This window comes from Jatrophihabitans sp. (assembly GCF_051960575.1).
Classification (GTDB): domain Bacteria; phylum Actinomycetota; class Actinomycetes; order Mycobacteriales; family Jatrophihabitantaceae; genus JBQCEE01.
Genome location: NZ_JBQCEE010000072.1, coordinates 1 through 2,510, shown reverse-complemented (window position 1 = coordinate 2,510; position 2,510 = coordinate 1). Strand labels below are relative to the sequence as shown.

Here is a 2,510-nt window from a genome sequence, read left to right as displayed (position 1 = left end):
CGACAACCGACAGACCGTTGACGCCGGCGACCGCCTCGGCGACGCCGCGCGTGCCGGCAGCGAACGGCGCGACCTCGAACACGCCCATCGGGCCGTTCCAGAACACCGTCTGCGCATCCTGGAGGGCGTCGGTGAACGACTTCACCGTCTCGGGACCGATGTCGAGCCCCTTCGACCCAGCCGGGATCGCGTCGGCGGCCACGATCTGGGTCTCGGCGTCGTCACTGATCTCGCTGGCGACGACGATGTCGCTCGGCAGCACGATCTTGCCGACGTTCTCGGCGAGGAACCGTCGACAGTTGTCGAGTTGGTCCTCCTCGAGCAGCGAGTCGCCGACCTCGTGGCCCTGCGCCTTGAGGAACGTGAAGCACATGCCGCCGCCGACCAGCAGTCGGTCGACCTTCGGCAGCAGCGATTCGATGACGGCGAGCTTGTCGCTGACCTTCGAGCCGCCGAGCACGACGACGTACGGGCGCTTCGTGTCGCCGGTGAGCTCGCGCAGCACCTTGACCTCGTCGCGCACGAGGTCGCCGCAGTACGCAGGGAGCAGCGTCGCGATGTCGTAGACCGAGGCGTGCTTGCGGTGCACCGCGCCGAACGCGTCCTCGACGAACACGCCGCCGTCATCGTCGCCGCCGGTGAGGAACTCGAGGCAGCGCGCGAACTCGTGCCGCTCGTGGTCGTCCTTGCTGGTCTCGCCCGCGTTGAACCGCACGTTCTCGAGCAGCAGGATCTCGCCGTCCTTCAGATCCTGCGCCAGCATGCGCGCGCTCGACCCCACGGTGTCGAGCGCGAATTCGCCGGGTCGGGCGCGCCCTTGGGCCGACCCAGGTGCGCCGCGACGATGACGCGGGCGTCGTGGTCGAGCAGTTTGGTCAGCACCGGCAGCGACGCGCGCACGCGGCCGTCGTCGGTGACCCTGCCGTCCTTGATCGGGACGTTGAGGTCGGAGCGCACCAGGACGCGCCGTCCCTTGACCCCGTGCTTGATCAGCTCGTCGAGGGTTCGCACGCTCACCTCACCGCACCATCAACTAGGCCCTGCGGTGCAACGAGCACCCTGGTTCCGGTTCTCATCGGTTACAGCGAGCCGCCGACCAGCGCGGTCAGGTCGACGAGGCGGTTCGAGTAGCCCCACTCGTTGTCGTACCAGCCGACGACCTTGACCTGGTTGCCGATCACCTTGGTCAGGCCGGCGTCGAAGATGCACGACGCCGGGTCGGTGACGATGTCAGAGCTCACGATGGGGTCCTCGGTGTAGGTGAGGATGCCCTTGAGCGGGCCGTCCGCGGCTGCTTGGTAGGCGGCCTTCACCTCGTCGACGCTCGTCTCCTTGGCCGTGGTGACGGTGAGGTCGGTGGCCGAGCCGGTCGGGACGGGCACCCGCAGCGCGTAGCCGTCGAGCTTGCCCTTCAGGCCCGGCAGCACGAGGCCGATGGCCCTCGCCGCACCCGTGCTGGTGGGGACGATGTTGAGCGCGGCGGCGCGGGCCCGGCGCAGGTCCTTGTGCGGGCCGTCCTGCAGGTTCTGGTCCTGCGTGTAGGCGTGGATCGTCGTCATCAGGCCGCGCTCGACGCCGAACGCGTCGTCGAGCACCTTGGCCAGCGGGCCGAGGCAGTTCGTCGTGCACGACGCGTTCGAGATGATCGTGTGCTTGGCCGCGTCGTAGTCGCCGTCGTTGACACCCATGACGATCGTGACGTCTTCGTCGCTCGCGGGCGCGGAGATGATCACCTTCTTCGCGCCGGCGTCGACGTGCTTCCTGGCGTCGGCGGCCTTGGTGAAGAACCCGGTCGACTCGATCACGACGTCGACGCCGAGGTCGCCCCACGGCAGGTTCGCCGGGTCGCGCTCGGCGAGGATCTTGATGTCCTTCCCGCCGACCGAGATGCCGTCGTCGGTGGCGCGAACCTCGGCCGGGAAGCGGCCGAGGATGGTGTCGTACTTGAGCAGGTGCGCCATGGTCTTCTTGTCGCCGAGATCGTTCGCGGCGACGAGTTCGATGTCGGCACCCGCTGCGGTGAGGGCGCGGAAGAAGTTGCGGCCGATCCGGCCGAAGCCGTTGATGCCAACGCGTACGGTCACTGCATTTGCTCCTCGCACTGGTCCTGCACGTCAGTGCGACCCTATCCAATCGGGCGGCGGCCGTCGGACGTCCGTCACTACCGGCTGGTATCTGGACGGGTCAGGAGTGTCGGCCGACGAACCAGGCCTTGGCGACGTTGCGGGTGCGGACGCTGCCGGTGCCGTCCGAGTTGGCCGTCCGCACCGTCCACACCGCGTGCGCGGTGTTGACCCCGTACGGGTGCGGGCCCCAGATCGCCTGGCCGCTGTTGCAGTAGTAGTAGAGCTGCCAGCTGGGGTGCTGGTGCAACGTCGCCGAGGTGCCACCTGCGCGCAGGCTGCACTTCGTCCCGTTGGCAAGGGTGAGGTCGAGCGGCGTCGGATGCGTGGGCGGCGTCGTGGGCGGCATCGCCCCCGTGTGCCGGATGCTGGCCAGGGCGTGGGTGC

Annotated in this window: 1 protein-coding gene and 2 pseudogenes; all 3 read right to left on the bottom strand. The window is 68.7% G+C overall.

Annotated elements, in window-relative coordinates:
- A pseudogene (locus ACTHMS_RS03580) lies at positions 1-1,017 on the bottom strand (phosphoglycerate kinase); the annotation flags it as partial.
- A gap of 62 nt (positions 1,018-1,079) precedes the next feature.
- A complete protein-coding gene (gene gap, locus ACTHMS_RS03575; RefSeq protein ID WP_440305301.1) occupies positions 1,080-2,084 on the bottom strand; it encodes a type I glyceraldehyde-3-phosphate dehydrogenase in 1,005 nt (334 codons plus the stop codon).
- Positions 2,085-2,184: 100 nt separating this feature from the next.
- Positions 2,185-2,510: pseudogene (locus tag ACTHMS_RS03570) on the bottom strand (hypothetical protein); the annotation flags it as partial.